This is a genomic window from Arthrobacter sp. AQ5-05 (genome assembly GCF_003287975.1).
Lineage (GTDB): Bacteria > Actinomycetota > Actinomycetes > Actinomycetales > Micrococcaceae > Paeniglutamicibacter.
The window spans coordinates 15287-29896 of sequence record NZ_QMKQ01000024.1 but is presented as its reverse complement, the minus strand read 5'-3'; the positions used below and the strand labels follow the sequence as shown (position 1 = coordinate 29896).

Below are 14610 nucleotides of genomic sequence, written 5' to 3'. Positions count from 1 at the left end.
GGGTTCAGGGGACAAAAACCACGCATTGCACAGCGGTGCGGGAAAGGATCGGGCCCGCATACCGCGCAGGATGTACGCGGGGGGGTGAAAAGTCGGTCTTGGGGAGGGTCAAACCGTGGGTGATCGCGTGTAGAGTGACCAATGCCCGGCTGAAAAGTGCCGCGTTGCCGCCCCGGCTGGGCCACTGGACCACGGTGGCTGCGCGGGGCAAAACCATGAGGAAACCCACCCGATGCTCTTAAAGCTCATTCTTCGACATTCGAAACCCTACAAGTGGTGGATCGCGGCCGTGCTGTTCTTCCAGCTCGCCACCACGATCGCCACCCTGTTCCTGCCCAGCCTCAACGCCCGGATCATCGACACCGGCGTGGTCAAGGGGGACACCGACTACATCTGGCGCACCGGCGGCGTGATGCTTGCGGTCGCCTTCATCCAGGTGCTCACCGCGATTGCCGCGGTGTACTTCGGGGCCAAGACCGCCATGGCCATCGGCCGCGACCTGCGCCATGCCGTCTTTGACGCAGTCACCGGCTTCTCCGCCCAGGACGTGAACAAGTTCGGTGCCGCAACGTTGATCACCCGCGGCACCAACGACGTGCAGCAGGTGCAGATGCTGGTGCTGATGGGCCTGAATTTCATGGTTTCCGCCCCCATCATGTGCATCGGCGGCATCATCATGGCGCTGCGCGAAGACATCGGCCTGTCCTGGCTGGTCTGGGTCTCGGTGCCCGTGCTGCTGGTCGTCGTCGGCGTCCTGGTCATCTTCCTGATGCCGCTCTTCCGCCAGATGCAGGACCGCATCGACGACATCAACGGGGTGCTGCGCGAGCAGATCACCGGCATCCGCGTGGTGCGAGCCTTCGTGCGCGAACCGCATGAGACCGAGCGCTTTGAGGAAGCCAACGCCAAGCTCACCCGCGTGGGTGTGAAGGTGGGCAACCTCTTCGTGCTGATGTTCCCGCTGATCGGCATGATCCTGCACGTTGCCACCGCCTCGGTGCTGTGGTTCGGCGGACACCGCGTGGAAACAGGCGCCATGCAGGTCGGCGCGCTGACCGCGTTCCTGCAGTACCTGTTGCAGATCCTCATGGCCGTCATGATGGGCACCTTCATGGCGATGATGATCCCGCGCGCCATCGTCTGCGCCGAGCGCATCGACGAGGTCACCACCCTGGTCCCGTCCCTCACCGACCAGCACGAGCACGTCGCCGACATGGCCGCCCCCGGAACCGTCGAGTTCCGCAACGTCACCTTCGGCTACCCCGGTGCCGAGGCCCCGGTGCTGAACAACATCTCCTTTACCGCCAAGCGCGGGCAGATGACAGCGATCATCGGATCCACCGGCGCGGGAAAGTCCACGCTGCTGAACCTGATCCCGCGGCTCTACGACGCCAACGAGGGCCAGGTGCTGGTGGGCGGGGCCCCCGTCACCGAGCTGACCCGCGCGCAGCTTTCGGGTTCCGTGGCCACCGTGCCGCAGCGCCCGTACCTCTTCTCCGGCACCGTCGCCTCCAACCTGCGCTTCGGCGCCGATGCCGCCACCGACGAGGAACTCTGGGATGCCCTGCGCACCGCCCAGGCAGAATCCTTCGTCGCCGCCCGCGAGGACGCCCTGGAGTCGAAGATCTCCCAGGGCGGCACCAACGTCTCGGGCGGACAGCGCCAGCGCCTGTGCATCGCCCGGGCCCTGGCCGCACGCCCGGAGATCTACCTCTTTGACGACTCCTTCTCGGCCCTGGACGTGGCCACCGATGCGCGGCTGCGTGCCGCGCTGAAGGAACCGACCAGGGATGCGGCCGTGATCATCGTGGCCCAACGCGTCTCCACGATCACCGCGGCAGACCAGATCCTGGTCCTGGACCACGGCGAGATCGTGGCCCGTGGAACGCACGAGGAGCTCCTGGAGTCCTCCGAGACCTACCAGGAAATCGTTTCATCCCAGCTTGCAGTGGAGGAGGTGGCCTAAATGGCAAAACGCACCAAGGAATCATCGACCGCCGTCGTGGAAACCCCCGACGAGATTGACGACATCGACGAGTTCGACACCGCCGGGTCCTCCGACATGTTCGGGGACTCGGTTCCGGTCCGCAAGGCCAAGCACTTCTGGCCCTCGGCCAAGCGCCTCGTGGGGCTGCTGGCCCCGGAGAAGCTCGGCATGTCCATCGTGCTGCTCTTCGTGACCGCCGGCGTCGTGCTCTCGGTCATCGCCCCGAAGATCCTGGGCAAGGCCATGGACGTCATCTTCGCCGGCGTCTTCAGCAAGAACATGGACCCCAACGTCCCGGTCGACAAGCTGATCGCCGGGTTGCGCGCCTCCGGGCAGAACGACCTGGCGGACATGATGTCCAGGATGAACCTGGTCCCCGGCTTCGGCATCGATTTCCCGCTGCTGAGCCGCTACATCCTCATCGTGCTCTCGATGTACTTTGTGGCCTCGCTGTTCATGTGGATCCAGGGCTGGCTGCTGAACCGGCTGGTCATGAAGGTCGTCTACCGGCTGCGCCGCGACGTCGAGGACAAGCTGAACAAGCTGCCGCTGAACTACTTCGACACCCGCCAGCGCGGGGACCTGCTCTCACGGGTCACCAACGACGTGGACAACATCCAAAACGCCCTGCAGCAGGCCATCAGCCAGCTGGTCCAGTCCCTGCTGACTGTCATCGGCATCGTGATCATGATGTTCATCGTCTCCTGGCAGATGGCGCTGATCGCGCTGATCGCCCTGCCGCTGTCGGCCGTCGCTGCCGGGGTCATCGGCTCCCGCGCCCAGGGCATGTTCACCGCCCAGTGGAAAAACACCGGCGCGCTGAACGGGCAGATCGAGGAATCCTTCTCCGGCCACGACCTGATGAAGGTCTTCGGGCGCGAGCAGGACATGCTCGATCGCTTCCACGAGAAGAACGAGGAGCTTTACAAGGCCTCCTTCGGCGCCCAGTTCGTCTCCGGGATGATCTTCCCGGTCATGAACTTCATCTCCTACCTGGCCTACGTCGGCATCGCCGTGGTCGGCGGGCTGCGTGTGGCCACCGGCCAGATGTCCCTGGGCGACGCGACGGCGTTCATCCAGTACTCGCGCGAATTCACCCAGCCGCTGGGGCAGATGGCCGGGATGGCCAACATGCTCCAGTCCGGCGTCGCCTCCGCGGAGCGCACCTTCGAGCTGCTGGATGCCGAGGAGCAGGACCCGGACACGGCAACCGACAAGTTGCCGGCACGTACCGACGGCCACGTCGAATTCGAGAACGTCACCTTCTCCTACGCGGAGGACAAGCCGCTGATTGAGGATCTGTCCTTCGAGGCGCACCCCGGGCACACCGTGGCCATCGTCGGTCCCACCGGCGCGGGCAAGACCACGCTGGTGAACCTGGTCATGCGCTTCTACGAGCTGAACTCCGGGCGCATCACCCTTGACGGGGTCGACGTCACGGCGATCAGCCGCGCGGACCTGCGCTCCAAGGTCGGCATGGTGCTGCAGGACGCCTGGCTCTTTGGTGGATCCATCCTGGAGAACATCCGCTACGGGCGCCTGGATGCCACCGACGAAGAGGTCATGGCCGCGGCCAAGGCCACCTTTGTGGACCGGTTCGTGCGCGCGCTGCCCGACGGCTACGAGACCGTCATCGACGAGGAAGGCACCAACGTGTCGGCCGGCGAGAAGCAGCTGATCACCATCGCCCGTGCGTTCGTGGCCAACCCCTCGCTGCTGATCCTCGACGAGGCGACCAGCTCCGTGGACACCCGCACCGAGCTGTTGGTGCAGCACGCCATGGCGGCGCTGCGCAGCGACAGGACCAGCTTCGTGATCGCGCACCGCCTTTCCACCATCCGCGACGCCGACACCATCCTGGTGATGGAAGAGGGCAAGATCGTGGAGCAGGGAAACCACGAGGTGCTGCTCGCGGCGCGCGGGGCGTACTACCGGCTGTACCAGTCGCAGTTCGCCGGTCCGGCCCATGATGCCGACGCGGAAGCAGCCGGCGGGGGAGCCCCGGTGCTGACGGGCATCGAGCCCGGCACGGATCAGGCCGAGCCGGACGCCATCGGCTAGCGGCAAGGGGTCGCCGGTTCCGGTCAACCGGCGGTGGCCGGCGTGGAATCGCGCCGTCGCGCCGTCGCCGCAGCACGGGTGTGGTTCGCCTTCTCCGACCGGAACCTCGCGGCGATCACAACGACGCCCACGGCGGCCCACGCAAGAATCACCCCGAGGTGATCCCACGGGAACGGCGCAGCAATGGTCGAGACCGAATCCGTCATTGCGCGTGAAGCGTGGCGTAGCGGGAAGAACCAGGAGACGGCATCGAGCACGTCGGGCAGGTCCACGCCGATGACGAAGATGTCCGAGATGAAGCACAGCGGCAGCAAGGTGCCCAGCGTCACGCCCAGAACCGCCTGTGCCGAGTGCACCAGGGAGGCGACAGCCAGGCCCACGATGGCGAAACCGGTGGCCGAGACCACGAAGACCAAGAGCCCAACGGGCCAGCCGGGCGGGACGGGCAACGAGAACATCCCCATCGCGAGCAGGGCGATGGCGAACAGGGTAAGAAGGGAAACCACCAACGCTGCCACCACCCGCCCGGCCAGCAGCACGCCCGTGGGCAACGGAGTGGCGCGTGTGCGCTTCAGCACGCCGCGTTCGCGCTCCTCCGAAACGTTCTGCGGCATGTTCACGAAGGAGGTGACCGCCGCCCCGTAGATTGCCATCGTGGCCGCGAAGAAGCTGCCGAGCAGCAGCCCGCCGCCGACATCGAGGTCCCCGCCGCCGTTGATCGTCGGGATGATCGCCACCAGCAGGAGCGGGAATACGATGGCGAAGAAGACCGAGGAGGCATCGCGCCAGAGAACCATCTGGGCGTGGGCAATCTGGCCGACAAAAAGGACCCATAGCGGGGGGCGTCCGGCGCGGCGGGGCACCGCATCTGCGGCGCTGGCTCGGACGTGGCTGGTCGGGTCGGAGACCGGGTTGCGCTCGCGGCCGGACCGCAGCGCCCACACGGAGGCGGCCGCCCCGCCGATGCCCCACAAGGAGATCACCGCGAGGTGGTCCCATTGGAAGCCCGAGCCGGTCAGCTGAGGGTTCAACGCGTCGGAGAACACCGTAGCCATGTGCTTAAGCGGAAAGAACCACGCGGCGGTGTCCATCCACTGCGGGGGTGATCCGCTCGCCGTGAATAGCCCGGAGATGAACGACAACACGATCGCGAAACCGTTGGCCACGGCGACCACCATCGCCGGCGTGGGCAGCAGCAACGCGAGCGCGATGCCGAGCGCCGCGAAGGCGAACGAGGAGAGCAGCAGATTCACGGCCACGGCGAACAGCGATCGACCCGGCAACTGGAGATCATAGAAGAACACGCCGACCGACAGCACGAGCGTCACCGCGATGAGTCCGAGGAGCACTGCGGCGCCGATGCGCCCGCCGATGAGGGCCCAGCGCGGCAATGGCGTGCTGGTCTGGCGCTTGAGCACACCGGTGGCCCGCGCCTCGGACAGCCCGGAGGCGAGAAACGAGAACGTGGCCATCAGCACGCCGAACGACGCCAGCCCCGGCGCGAGGAACTGCACCACCCGCACGCCGGCGCGTTCGTCCACCACAGCGTTGCCGGTCAGCGCGGCCAGCAGGATGAAGAACAACAGCGGAAAGCCGACGCTGAGGATCATGGTCAACGGCGTGCGCATCAGCGAGACCAGCTCATGCCGGATCTGCCGCCCCAAGACCGGGCCGGCCGCGTTGCGGTTCAAGTGGCCACCCCCGGGTCGACATCCTCACCAACAGGCGCAGCAGGCCCACCCACGAGCTCGAGGTAGATGTCCTCGAGACTGGGACGCGCCAGCGTCAGGTCCTCAAGCTCAAATCCCCGTGCCAGCGCCCATTCGGACAGGACGGCGATGTCGGCCGTCGTCGAAGCGGTGCCCAACTCGACGATGTTCCCCCCGACCCGACGCGTCGTCCCCACGGTGGGAAGGTCCGCCGCCTCCACGCCCGCAGGCAGGCGAAACGAGATCACGGTTCCGGTGCCCGCCGCGGCGGAGAGCTCAGCCGGAGTACCGGAGGCGATGACGCGGCCGTGGTCGATGATGACGACGCGGTCTGCCAGGTGCTCTGCTTCATCGAGGTAATGGGTGGTCAGCAAGATGGTGGAGCCAAGGTCGCGAAGGGAGTCCACCAGCTCCCAGGCGTGCCGCCGGGCGGATGGGTCGAAACCGGTGGTGGGTTCGTCAAGGAAAAGCAACTCCGGACCACCCACGATGCCCAGTGCGAGGTCGAGGCGGCGGCGCTGCCCGCCGGATAGGGTGCGCACCCGCGCGTTGGCCTTCTCGTCAAGCCCGGTCAGCCCGATGACCTCGTCGACGGCACGGGGATGCGGGTAGTAGCCGGCGTGCAGCCGGAGCAGTTCCCGCGGTGTGAAGTTGTCCTCGAAACCCGCATCTTGGAGAACCACGCCGATTCGTTCCCGGAAGGCCCGCCCGCCCGTTTGCGGGTCCATGCCCAGCACCGTAACCGACCCGGAGTCGCGTTGCCGGTACCCCTCAAGAATCTCCACAGCAGTGGTCTTTCCGGCGCCGTTGGGGCCAAGCAGGGCCACCACCTCGCCGCTCTCCACGGTGAGATCGAGTCCCGCGACCGCCTCCACACTGCCATAGGACTTTCGGAGCCGCGCAACCTCAATCGCCGCCATGATGGCCTCCGCCGAGCGCGAACGATTTCGCTACCACCGGATGCTGCGGTTCGACCGGCCCAAGATGGCCGACCACCCCGGGGAATGACTTCCCTGTTGCACCCCTGGCCGTGGTCGCGGCAACCAACTGTCCTGTCGTCCCGAAAGCGTCGAATAACGCTCGTCTCATCCGGTCCTCCTCGTTGAAAACGGTTGCTGGCAGTGCCGTGCGCCTACCCGTGCGCACTGCGGCATGTCGGCTATTCCTCCAGATGGTCCTCTTGTCCGCCCCCGCTGGCCAGAGTCGATGGTCCTTACCCGGCGAAGGCAATCAAGACAATGCTTGAGAATCGCCGGAACAACGGCCAACCGGGATCACTCGGTTCGGCCCTGGTCGCTCTCCTTCCCTCCGCCCTGTGCTTCGTGGAGGTCGTGATCGGAGTAGCGTGACCCCGATGTCTGCCGCAGTCGAGCACATGCAGGGCAGCGGAAACAGACCCAACGCCCATTTCTTGGGCAACCGCAGGGTTCGTGGGCTACGCCACCGAAACGTCTGATGCGGTGCGGTCCACGACCAAGGGCCGGTCTCCGCCCCGCACCGAAACGGTTTGCACGCGTCGACCCCGGGGGTGTCCCAATCCTGATTTCTCGAGGGCTGCGCTCCAGATGACCACGGCCTGGAGCACCACGGCAGAGCGGTAGGCCAGGGCGAGCTTGTCGTACCGGTTCACCATCCCTCGCCACTGTTTCGGGGCATTGAAATTGTGCTCGGCTTTCGTTGCGGCACTTGTAGGCGTCCTTGTCGCAGGTGACAGGCCTTCCGCCTGCCGAGCACTTGCATTTCCGGTTGGCCTTCTGGCCGTCCTTTTCGGGGGTCGCGCAGTGGATGCCGCGGTCCCGGAGGTGTTTACGGTTGCCTCGGGAGGCGTAGGCCTTGTCGGCCATGGCCCGTTCCGGGCGTCTGCGGATCCTCACGGTGGCGGGGTTCGTGGCCCTCAGGGCGCCCGGGGGCAGGACCTCGGGGAATCTCAGCCCCTGCCTGGGCCCGAGCATCGCCACCAGCGGGCGCTGCTTCCCGCCAGCCAGAAAGTGGATCTTGGTGCTCAGCGCTCCGCGGGACTTGTCGATGGCGTGGCCGAGGCCCTTGGTGAGGATTCTTGTCATCCGGCAGGACCCCTTGTGTGGCGCAGGCGGTCGGTGCCGTGCTCGAGGTTTCGGTTGATCTCGGAGTCCACCGAAACCTCCCATTCGATCGGGCCCTTTTCCTGGGCAATGCCCGGATACGCCGCCGGCAGCGTCCCGCGTGCCATCGGCGGCGTAGCGGCGGTGGAGCTTCCGCACGGTCTTCCAGGAACCGATGTGCTCCGGGATCGCGCCAAGGGACCCCTGCGCGGTAGCGGCAGATGACGCCCCGGACCACGAGCCGGTGGCCCAGGGCGCATGTTCCGCATTGCCCGAGGAACCGGGCATCAACCGGGCAAGTGGCCCCCCGCGGAATTGGGAGACACTCCCAGGCCCCGCCGGGCACCTCGGGTTGGCTGCGGATGCCGATTTCGGGCCACCGCATCGGCCACGCACCGAGCGGACCGACGTCGGCCGCGGCACTCCGTGCCTGCTCCCGCTTTGGGAGAGAACGCTGGCAAAGACCAGCCCTGCTATCACTTTCAGCGATGAGATCGGGGCGCGCGAGGATGGGCTAGGCTTGAAAAAGTGACTGTTCGAACCGGCTCCGCCCCGCAGCAAACCCCGCACAAGACCCCCTCCGTGAAGGCCCGGCCGGCCGCCGGGCGCGGATCGTCGATGGGGTTCCGGGCCGACATCCAGGGGCTGCGCGCGATCGCCGTGCTGATGGTGATCATCCACCACCTGCGCCCCGGCGCGCTCAGCGGCGGGTTCATCGGCGTGGACATGTTCTTCGTGATTTCCGGGTACCTGATCACCGCGCACCTGTTCCGGGAAATGCGTGCCACCGGAACCATCAAGCTTGCAACGTTCTGGGCCAGGCGCATCCGGCGGCTGCTGCCGCTGGCCTTCACGGTGCTGCTGGCCAGCGCCGGGTTGGTGTATTTCTTCATCCCCGCCACCGAGCACGGCACGATGTTCAAGCACATTGCCGCGGCGGGCCTCTACGTGGAGAACTGGGCCCTGGTTGCCGATGCCACCGACTACTCCGCCGCCGGGCAGATGGCCACTGCGGTGCAGCATTACTGGTCGCTCTCGGTGGAGGAACAGTTCTACATCGCCTGGCCGTTGCTGCTTTTGGGCGGTGCGTTCGTCGCCGGGAAGCTGGTGCCCCGATTCGGACGACGGACCAGCATCGGCCGGCACACCTTCGCCGGGCATGGCACCCGGCAGCTCTTCCTGGGCGTCATCGGCGCGATCACGCTGCTCTCCTTCGCCTACGGGCTCTGGGTCACCGCCGCCAGCCCGCAGGCCGCCTACTTCGACACCGCCGGACGTGCCTGGCAATTCGCCGCCGGCGGGGTGGTGGCCCTGCTCTGCGTGAACCGCGGGCTCGGCGGAGCGCTCGGTGCGCTGCTGGGCTGGGGAGGCATCGGACTGCTGGTGGCCGGCGCGGTGCTGATCCCCACCGAGACCCGCTTCCCCGGCACGATGGCGCTGGTTCCGGTGCTCGGCACCGCCGCGGTGCTGGCGGCCAGCGGCACCCGGAGTCCCGGTCTGCGCTGGTTCTCCCCCTCCACCTGGCTCTCGATCGGGCCCATGCGCTGGGTCGGGGACATCAGTTACGGTGCGTACCTCTGGCACTGGCCGCTGATCATCGTCGCCCCCTTCGTGCTGCACACCGAACCCAAGTGGTACCACGAGGCCGGAATCCTGGCCCTGACGCTGACCCTGGCCTGGGTCTGCCAGCTGCTCATCGAGGACCCGCTGCGCTTCGGGACGTGGCTGAAGCCGGCGCGCAACGCGTTCGTCTTCGCCCTGGCCGGGATGCTGGTGCTGGCCTCCCTGGCCTGGGCCGGAACCGCTGCCTCCGCGCAAAGCACCAACCTGCCAAGGATGGATGTGAACTCCCAGTGCTACGGAGCCGGGACCATGGCACACCCCAAGGACTGCCTGCCGGTTTCCTCCGACTTCGCCCCCTACCCCTCGGCGGTCGCGGTGTCCCAGCAGGTGCGCGCCCCCTTGTTCCCGGGCTGCGAGACCGACACGCTGCAGGTGGGCGAGTCCAGCTGCCGGCTGGGCAACACCACCAACCCCAAGCTGCGCGTGGCGGTGGTGGGGGACTCGCACGCCACGGCCTGGCTCCCGGCCCTGGCGGTGATCGCCAAGGCGCGCGACTGGGAACTGGTCACGCACATCCGCTCCGGCTGCTCGCCGTCGGTGGCCGCGCTCAAGGATGCCCAGAAACTCAGCGGCGCGGCCGAACGCCTGTGCACCGAATCGGTGCGCGCCCTGGGGCCAAGCCTCGCTGCGGATCCGGGCATCGACGCGGTCATCGTCGCCGCGCAGGGCAACAAACGCAGCTGGATCTCCTCCCCGGGCTACGAGTTCCAGGACCCGGCCACCGAGGGTTTCACCAGCCTCTGGAAGCAATGGGCCGACGCGGGCAAGACCGTCGCGGTGATCGGCGAGGTGCCGCGGCTGGGCAACAAGAACGTGCCCACCTGCGTGGCCTCGAACCCCGATGACCCGCTGGCCTGCTCGGTGACCCGCAAAAAAGGCCTGTCGATCCGGCACAACCTGCAAAAGGCACTGGAGAGCGACACGGCCCCGACCGGAATCGTGCGCGCGGACCTGACCGATTCCATCTGCTCGGATGAAACCTGCTTCGCCGTCATCGGCTCGCTGATCACCTACTCCGACCAGTCGCACCTCTCCCACGACTTCTCCGCCTCGCTGGCCCCCCGGCTGGCCAGCGAACTGGAGAAGGACCCCGTCTTCGCCGCCGGCAGGTAGGCGCGGCGGGAGGCGGATGCCCCGGGCCCGGAGACGCCGGGACCGGTTCCGTCAAGCCGCATGTGGGTGAGAATGCCAACGCGCGCTCCGGCGGGAATCGTCCCCGCCGCCGCATAAGCTATTGCCCATGCCTGCATCCGTGAAAGCCCCCCGCCTGCCCGCCTTCAAGGAACCGGCCACCACCGGCTCGGGGGACCTGACCGGGCTGGATCTGGATGGACGCGCCGAGTCCCTGCTCTTCGAATCCGACGACGCCGACGGGGTGGACCTGGAGGACGCGGTCTTCACCGAATGCATCTTCCGCGCCGTCTCCCTGCAGGGTGCCCCCATGGCGCGGGTGACATTCGGGGACTGCCGCATCGAGGAGGTCAACGCCCCGGTGCTCGAGGCCCCGGACTCCGGCTGGTGGAACACCGCGGTCATCGGCGGGCGCATCGGATCGGCGGAACTCTACGGGGCAACGTTCCGCTCGGTGAAGTTCGAACGCGCCAAGCTCGGCTACCTGAACCTGCGCCGCGCGAAGATCAAGGACGTCGAATTCCGCGACGTGCACATCGACGAACTCGACGCCGGGGGAGCGAACCTGGAACGGGTCACCTTCACCGACTGCACCATCGACACCTTGGTGCTCAACGGCGCCAAGCTCAAGGACGTGGATTTGCGCGGGGCGCGGCTGCGATCGCTCTCGGGCATCTCCGCGCTCAAGGGCGCCACGGTCAGCTTCGAGCAGCTCATGGACCTGGCCCCGATCCTCGCGAACGAACTGGGCCTGCGCGTCCAGTAGCTCCGCCGCGGGGCGGCGCACACACCGGGGTGTCCAAGGTCGATAGGGTGGAAACCATGCACCAGCCGCCCGTACCTTACCCCTTTGCCCCGCCGCCGAAGAAGCGGCAACCGGTCTTCGACGCCGGACCCATGCGGCGCGGGGACCTGGTGGTCGTGGGCATCTATCTGGCGCTGTTCGTCTTCGGCGCCGCCGGGCTGCTGGCCCTGGTCCCGGGCTTCATCGAGGCGTTCAAGGACCAGGAATCCGCGCTGTTCGGAGTGAACCTGATCATGTACGTGGTGGTGTTCACCGGCGCGATCATCATGGGCTTCGAGACGCTGCGCAGCTCCTTTGCCACCTTCAAGTACCACCCGTGGGCCAAGGCGCTGATGGTGCCCGGCGGCTGGCTGGGGTCCCTGATCGTCAGCGCCATCGTGCTGGTGTCCATGGGCAACCCGGTCAAGAGCGAAAACCAGCTGGCCCTGGAGGGCATGACGCGCGCGGTCCCGTTCATCACGATGTTCGTGGTCACCGCGATCCTGGGCCCGTTCGTGGAGGAGTACATCTTCCGCCACCTGCTCATCGGCAAGCTCAGCCGCAGGCTCAACGTGTGGGTCTGCGTGGCGATCTCGGTGGTGCTTTTCACCGCGCTGCACTTCATCGGCTCCGGGTCCTTCGATGTGACCTCCGCGATTCCGTACACGACGCTGGGCATCATGATGTCGGTGGCCTACGTGCTCACCGGCAAGTCGCTGGCGTATTCCTACGTGCTGCACGTGTTCAACAACGCGGTGGCGCTGTCCCTGTCCTACACGCTGCTGCCGCTGATCCAGCAGTAGCCGCCCGGATCCACCCGGCTCCCCGGAACCCGGCCAAGATGAGGAACGAAAAGCGCACGTGAGCAACGACCCCGGCCAGGGCGGACCCTGGCACGGCCACATCCACGGCAGCGACGGCTACCGCCGCATGATCCTGGCGCTCTTCGCCGCCGGGGTTGCCACCTTCTCCCAGCTGTACTCGGTGCAGGGGGTGCTGCCGGAACTGGCCCGCGATCTGGCGGTGTCCGAGGCCGACGCGGCGTTGGCGGTCTCCGCCGCGACCCTGGGTCTGGCCGCCTCGGTGCTCTTCTGGTCGCTGCTGGCCGACCGCATGGGCCGGCTGCACACCATGACCATTGCGGTGCTCGCTGCCGTGGTGCTGGGCCTTGCCGTCCCGTTTTCCCCGGGCTTCGAGGTGCTGCTGGCCTTGCGCTTCATCGAGGGACTGGCCCTGGGCGGGATCCCCGCGGTCGCGCTGGCCTACCTCTCCGAGGAGGTCTCGCCGCTGCATTCGGCCGTTGCCGCCGGCACCTACATCTCCGGGACCACCCTGGGAGGGCTGGCCGGGAGGCTGGTCGCCGGTCCGCTGAGCGAGTTCGTCTCCTGGCGCCTGGGCACCCTGGTGGTCTCGATCATGGCGGCGATCGCCGCCTCGGTGTTCATCGCGCTGGCGCCCAGGCCGCGCGGATTCACCCCGGTGCCCTGGCGCAGCCCCAACCGCATCCCCCTGTGGAAAAAGCTGTGGATGAACCTGCGCAAGGGGCAGCTGCTGGTGCTCTACGCACAGGGATTCCTGCTCATGGGCGGCTTCGTGGCCGTCTACAACTACCTGGGCTTCCGGCTCGAGGCGCCGCCGTTCCTGATCCCCGCCTCGCTGGCGTCGCTGGTGTTCATCGCGTACCTCTCGGGCACGTGGTCCTCGCGGCAATCCGGGGCGATGGTGGCCCGCTTCGGGCGGCTGCGCGTGCTGGTGGCCTCCATCGGGCTGATGGCCGCCGGGTTGGCGGTGACGCTGGCCGACTTCCTGCCCGCGATCATTGCCGGGCTGCTGCTGTTCACCGCCGGGTTCTTTGCCGCGCACTCGGTGGCCAGCGGGTGGATCCCGATGCTGGGCGTCGGGGGCCGGGCGCAGGCGGCCAGCCTGTACAACCTGGCCTACTACTCCGGGTCCTCGCTCTTTGGCTGGGCCATCGGCTTGGCGTTCAACGCCGCCAACTGGCCGGGGCTGGTGCTGGCCGTGTCCGCGCTGCTGCTGCTGGCGGCGCTGCTGGCGCTGGGCGGGTTGCGTCGGCACCCCTAGGCTTTTGGGGAAAGCTGGCCCGAGGACGGGTTTTCCCCGGCGAGTCCGTGCAAATCGTGATGGCTCCGGCGTCGCCACCCGCTATGCTGAAAAAGTTCTCTCTATACCCATATTGAGAAGTAACAACGAAGAGATTGGAAGTGGACCACATGCGTGGAAGCAACCTTGTATGGACAATCGTAGGCGTTCTCGTCGCCGTTGCCTTGGTAATCTGGATCGCTTCTGCGATCTAGGGCATCGTCTCTGAGTAGTTAACGGCAAGTCCCGTCCAGCAATGGACGGGACTTGCTGCATCCCGAGGAAAGGCGCGTGGGTTTGAGCAGCTGGATGAGCTGGACCTTGTACGTTTCGAAGGCCGCAACGCCCCGGGCGCTGATCCCCACATAGGTGGCCGGACTTCTGCCCTCGATGACCTTGTCCTGCGAGATGTACCCAGCGTCCTCGAGCTTGCGCAGATGGGTGGAGAGGTTCCCGGCAGTCATGCCCAGGATCTCGCGCAGCTTCGGGAAGGCGATGGATTCATGCAGTCCCAGGGTGTTCAGGGCCGACATGGCCCGCAGCCTGGCATCGGCGTGGATGACCGGATCGAGTTCGGCCACGGCTACTTCACCGACCCTGCGGTTTCGCGGCGGCGCAGCGCGACCATGGTGATGCCCGCGGCGACGAAGAGGACCGGGCCGCCGACGGCGAAGATCGAGATGAAGGCTGCAGACCCGGCGATCAGCCCGGCGGCGTTGAGCAGAGTGAAGCAGGCACCCAGGAGGAACATCGGGCGGTCCTGGAAGATCGCGGCGCCGGCCATGTACATGATGCCCACCACGAGGATGGCCACGGAGTTGATGAGCCAGCCGGTGACTAGCTCATTTTCATCGCCCAGCAACCTGGAGATGGCGATGGAGAACAGCGCGACGACCAGGAAGCCGCCCATCCAGCTCATCCCGTCGGCCATGCCGGCGAACCTGGAGTCCCCGCGGATCTGGGAGCCGGACCGGATTCCGGCCACCGCCGTGTAGGCTACGGCAGCGAGCAGGACGGCGGCCCCAATGGGCAGTGCGGTGCCGTAGGCCAGCGGCAGACAGCCGAAAGCCGCGCCGTGCAGCAGGACCGTAGCCCAGGAGGTAGGCAGCGGCCCAGACGAAGTAGATCACCGCG

General features: G+C 67.0%; 11 protein-coding genes. 6 read left to right on the top strand and 5 right to left on the bottom strand.

From position 1 onward, the window contains the following. Positions 1-232 precede the first annotated feature (232 nt). Entirely contained in the window at positions 233-1966 is a 1734-nt protein-coding gene (locus tag DQ353_RS16750) for an ABC transporter ATP-binding protein (protein ID WP_113764259.1), read from the top strand. Then, complete coding sequence (locus DQ353_RS16745; protein ID WP_113764257.1) at positions 1967-4048, top strand: ABC transporter ATP-binding protein; 2082 nt, start codon at positions 1967-1969, stop codon at positions 4046-4048. 23 nt (positions 4049-4071) lie between these two features. Here the strand turns inward: DQ353_RS16745 and DQ353_RS16740 are convergent, their stop codons facing one another. From DQ353_RS16740 to DQ353_RS16730, 3 genes are all read right to left on the bottom strand, one after another. Continuing rightward, positions 4072-5739, bottom strand: coding sequence for an ABC transporter permease (locus DQ353_RS16740; protein ID WP_113764255.1), 1668 nt, complete (start codon positions 5737-5739; stop codon positions 4072-4074). Next, positions 5736-6677, bottom strand: coding sequence for an ABC transporter ATP-binding protein (locus DQ353_RS16735; RefSeq protein ID WP_113764253.1), 942 nt, complete (start codon positions 6675-6677; stop codon positions 5736-5738). Before DQ353_RS16735 ends, DQ353_RS16740 begins: the two co-directional genes overlap by 4 nt. Before the next feature lie 515 nt (positions 6678-7192). After that, positions 7193-7387 carry a hypothetical protein gene (locus DQ353_RS16730; protein ID WP_146755299.1) on the bottom strand — a complete coding sequence of 65 codons (195 nt, stop codon included), beginning with the start codon at positions 7385-7387 and terminating at the stop codon, positions 7193-7195. Positions 7388-8366: 979 nt separating this feature from the next. On the opposite strand from DQ353_RS16730, the gene DQ353_RS16720 reads away from it, so the two are divergent. From DQ353_RS16720 to DQ353_RS16705, 4 genes are all read left to right on the top strand, one after another. Beyond that, positions 8367-10574, top strand: coding sequence for an acyltransferase family protein (locus DQ353_RS16720; RefSeq protein ID WP_113764247.1), 2208 nt, complete (start codon positions 8367-8369; stop codon positions 10572-10574). A 139-nt stretch (positions 10575-10713) separates the two neighbouring features. Beyond that, on the top strand, positions 10714-11358 hold the full coding sequence (locus DQ353_RS16715; protein WP_181578452.1) for a pentapeptide repeat-containing protein: 645 nt from the start codon (positions 10714-10716) through the stop codon (positions 11356-11358). A gap of 56 nt (positions 11359-11414) precedes the next feature. Further along, positions 11415-12179, top strand: coding sequence for a CPBP family intramembrane glutamic endopeptidase (locus DQ353_RS16710; RefSeq protein WP_113764243.1), 765 nt, complete (start codon positions 11415-11417; stop codon positions 12177-12179). Positions 12180-12237: 58 nt separating this feature from the next. Beyond that, complete coding sequence (locus DQ353_RS16705; protein WP_113764241.1) at positions 12238-13458, top strand: MFS transporter; 1221 nt, start codon at positions 12238-12240, stop codon at positions 13456-13458. Between the two features lie 251 nt (positions 13459-13709). On the opposite strand, the gene DQ353_RS16700 is transcribed toward DQ353_RS16705, so the two are convergent. Both DQ353_RS16700 and DQ353_RS16695 read right to left on the bottom strand, forming a co-directional pair. Continuing rightward, entirely contained in the window at positions 13710-14057 is a 348-nt protein-coding gene (locus DQ353_RS16700; RefSeq protein WP_113764239.1) for a transcriptional regulator, read from the bottom strand. A 2-nt stretch (positions 14058-14059) separates the two neighbouring features. After that, on the bottom strand, positions 14060-14461 hold the full coding sequence (locus DQ353_RS16695; protein ID WP_113764237.1) for a hypothetical protein: 402 nt from the start codon (positions 14459-14461) through the stop codon (positions 14060-14062). Between the last annotated feature and the right edge of the window lie 149 nt (positions 14462-14610).